The sequence below is a fragment of the Methanosphaera sp. A6 genome (assembly GCF_001729395.1).
Classification (GTDB): Archaea; Methanobacteriota; Methanobacteria; order Methanobacteriales; family Methanobacteriaceae; genus Methanosphaera; species Methanosphaera stadtmanae.
On the sequence record NZ_MAIF01000024.1, the window covers coordinates 1 to 3,866 of the forward strand.

A 3,866-nucleotide genomic window follows, 5' to 3' on the forward strand; every position below is an offset into this window, starting at 1 on the left:
TCTAATTTTGATGCATACGATATTGCTATAGAAATGGCTAAAGCTGTAGGTCTTACAAGAGCAGGTGTAATTGAAACTACATATAGAGAAGAAACTGAAACAGATTTATTCGGAGAACAAGCAGTTCTTTGTGGTGGATTAACTGGACTTATACAAGCAGGATTTGAAACCCTTGTAGAAGCTGGATACAAACCTGAAATGGCTTACTTCGAAACATGTCACGAAATGAAACTTATCGTTGATTTAATCTATGAAAAAGGATTTGGAAATATGTGGCATGATGTAAGTAACACTGCAGAATTTGGTGGACTTACAAGAAGAGACAGAGTTATCACAGAAGAATCTAAAGAAAATATGAAAAAGATTTTAAGAGAAATTCAAGATGGTACATTCGCAACAGAATTTGCAGTAGATGCAGATACATCCTATCCTAAACTTTTAACACAAAGAAGATTAGAAGGCGAAAAACAAATAGAAAAAGTTGGTAAAAACTTAAGAATTGCTTGCGGATTACAAAAAGAAGAATAAGGTTTTAAACCTTCTTCTTTAATATTTTTTTATAACCTCCAAAGAAAAAAACTATTTTTTTATTTAGTTAATACACTTATTTTTAGAATTATAAAGGAGTAATTTAAATGAAATACTATATGGGTATGGATCATGGAACAACAGCAATTTCTTTTGAAATTATTGATGAAAATAAAGAAGAAGTTTCTTATTTTAAATTAAATAGAGATAAATTATCTAAAAAGGAAATATTCTTCAAAGATATTATAAATGATAAAATTGATATTAAAAAAGTAAAATTACTTGCTATGACATATGCTATGGGTGATGGAATATCTAAAATTACACCAATAGATCTTGTTAAAGATAGGGGAATTCAGTCAATAAATGGTGCTGGAAAAGTTACTGGTGGAGGAACTACTGTTTATGAAGATATTATGGAGTTAAATATACCATCAGTACTTATACCTGGATTACATAGTGGATGTGAATTCTTAGATGATCGTTTTAGAGCTAGTTATTCACATTGTGGAAGTCCTGAAAAGGTAAGTTTATCATATTATGCCTATCTTAAAACTGGTTTTAAAAATATGATTATTGCAGATATTAGTTCTAATACTGTGTGTATTCTTGTGGAAGATGGTAAAATAAAAGGTGCCATGGATGCTTGTGTTGGTGCTATGGGTTTTATTCATGGACCACTTGATCTTGACATGATACGTGATATTGATTCTGGAAAAAAAACTGCAAATGAAGCTTTTTCACATGCTGGTATTTCAAAAATTGCTTGTGTTGATTCTCAAATTAACAATGTAAAGGATGATATCCTAGAAAAAGCTCTTCATAACGACAAAAAAGGTCTTCTTGCAATACGTAGTCTTGTTATGAGTGTTATTATGGAAATTTATGGTTTGTATGGTATTATGGAAAATAAGATTGATGGTATTGTTCTTACAGGTTCTGGTGGATGTATGACAAGTCCCATTAATATTAGTGGAATGATTAAAGAAAAAATAGAAAGAATCTGTCCAGTTTATGTTTTAGGTAGTGATAGTGGAGCTATAGGTAGTAGTTACATTGCTTATGATATAGAAAAAAATAAAGTAGATAAAATAATGGGAATTGATGTAATATATGAATAATTAATCTAACCATTTGGATATATTTACTTGTGCATCCATATCTATTGAAATTGGTGTTACTGCAGGTTGATTTAAAATATGTAATGTATGTACATCTGTTCCTTCAATACCATCATCAATTAAATCGCCTACAATCCAATAATATGGATGTCCATATGGATCTATTCTTTTTTCAACATCAGTTGAAAACATTCTATCTGCAAAGTTAGACTGTATAATTTCATCAGAATCAGGGTTTGCAGGTATATTTAAATTTAAAATATCCACTCCTTCAGGCATGCCATGTTTTATTACTTTTTTTGCTAGTTTATTAACTATTGATTCTGCATGAGAGTAATCTATAAAATTAACACCTGTTCTAAATTTTAAATCTTCCCTATTTACTTGTAATGATACTGCAATTGCAGGAATTCCAAATGAAGCCGCTTCAAAAGTTGCTCCAAGAGTTCCAGATGTGGTAATTGATCTAGATAAATTTTCACCAATATTCATACCAGAAATAATTAGATCAGGTTTTTTATCCATGATGCTTTTTACAGCAAGAATAACACAATCTGTTGGAGTTCCTGTAACAGCATATCCATATGTTTTATCACTTAATTCTGTTTTAATTGCTCTTAATGGTTTCATTAATGTTATTGCATGACCTACACCACTTTGTTGAGTTAATGGTGCTACCAATGTTGTTTGTCCAAGATCTTCTACAGAGTTTCTTGCAGCAATAATTCCATTAGATGTTAAGCCATCGTCATTTGTTATTAAGATATTCATATTATATATGTATGTTAAACTCATTAATAATTATTTTAAAAATAATAGTTAAATTATAATAGATGAATTAATAAAACATAAATCAATAGTAATGTTATCCACATATATTTGACTATAGAATAATAAACAATCTTAAATGCAAAGAGGGAGAAACTTGGAAAAAGAACGATTAGTGAATTTTATTGCTACTATTATGGAAGATAGTGGTTTTAAAATTAAAAAGAACTATAAAATATCTGATCAAATTATTGATATATATGGTCTTCTTGAAACATCAGTTGGCGATGTTGGTGTTGTAGTTGCTTGTAAAAACTATGAAGAACCATGGAAAATCGGATTAGATGTATTAAAAGAAATGGAATTTGCAAAAAAAGCTACCCATGCTTCAAAAATTATCATATTTACTACAAGTAGCTATACTCATGGTGCTGCTCTTTATGCTCAAAAACGGAATATAAAATTAATTGATAGGAAAGGTTTAATAAAAATAGCTAAAAACTATGCTAAAAAACGTACAATTGTAACAGAACCTACTGTAGATGAAGATGATTATGATCCATACGACTATTATGAACCAGGAAAAGTTAAACCAGCTAGCTTAAATCCACATCAAAATAATAAACGTTCATTATTTTCAAAAAGAAAACATGAAAATACTAGAAATACTTATTATAGAAGTAGTAACAATAGAAATTATTTAAATAATGGGCGAAATTATTTAAATCAGGGAAGTAGTACTATTAGAAATAAATTCTCTGTTGATACTTCAAGTGCATTAAGTTTCTTTAGTGAACATACAATTGTTTATATGCTATTGTTAATTGTTATCTCAACAATCATATCATATATTTTAACTAATCTTACTGCTGGACCATACACTGGAATTGGTAAAATAGCAACAAATGCCATAGTATGTTATTGTGGTTTATTATTGATAAACAAAAACTTGTCTGATGTTTTATTTAAGGGAAGTATTATTTTCTTCATATCAATAATAATATCAATTGTAATGTTAACAGTATAAAAAAAATAAAAGCTTTCTCCTACAACTTTTTTTTAATTTTTTTAGATTAAATACAAATATCTGAAAATTAGTTTAATTAATGGAGTATATGACGTATATTCCAATTTTAATTAATATCCTAAAATAGAATATATTATATAATAGAATTAATTTTTTCTAAAAATAGTTATTATAATTAAATAAATGGGCCGGAGGAGATTTGAACTCCTGATCCCCTCCTTGTAAGGGAGGTATCATACCCCTAGACCACCAGCCCAATAAATAAAATAGTTTTTAGTAGTCCTCTTTAAGGCACTATTACTTAGTATATTGAAAGTAATATATAAATGTTTTGGTTATGAGTGGCTTTCCAGTTGTCTGGTCTTGATTTTTGAATATTTTTTTTTCTTTTGTATTTTTAAATTTTTTCTTCATTTCAGTTG

Annotated in this window: 3 protein-coding genes, 1 tRNA gene and 1 pseudogene; 3 read left to right on the forward strand and 2 right to left on the reverse strand. The window is 28.4% G+C overall.

Translation table 11 applies throughout. The features are described from left to right. Nucleotides 1-528: pseudogene (locus A9758_RS00835) on the forward strand (ketol-acid reductoisomerase); the annotation flags it as partial. Between the two features lie 107 nt (nucleotides 529-635). Then, complete coding sequence (locus A9758_RS00840; RefSeq protein ID WP_011405639.1) at nucleotides 636-1,649, forward strand: methanogenesis marker 12 protein; 1,014 nt, start codon at nucleotides 636-638, stop codon at nucleotides 1,647-1,649. Here the strand turns inward: A9758_RS00840 and surE are convergent, their stop codons facing one another. Beyond that, nucleotides 1,650-2,420 carry a 5'/3'-nucleotidase SurE gene (gene surE / locus A9758_RS00845; RefSeq protein ID WP_011405638.1) on the reverse strand — a complete coding sequence of 257 codons (771 nt, stop codon included), beginning with the start codon at nucleotides 2,418-2,420 and terminating at the stop codon, nucleotides 1,650-1,652. Between the two features lie 154 nt (nucleotides 2,421-2,574). On the opposite strand from surE, the gene A9758_RS00850 reads away from it, so the two are divergent. After that, complete coding sequence (locus tag A9758_RS00850; protein WP_011405637.1) at nucleotides 2,575-3,444, forward strand: restriction endonuclease; 870 nt, start codon at nucleotides 2,575-2,577, stop codon at nucleotides 3,442-3,444. 184 nt (nucleotides 3,445-3,628) lie between these two features. Here A9758_RS00850 and A9758_RS00855 read toward each other — a convergent pair. Beyond that, a tRNA-Val gene (locus A9758_RS00855) sits at nucleotides 3,629-3,700 on the reverse strand. Nucleotides 3,701-3,866 lie beyond the last annotated feature (166 nt).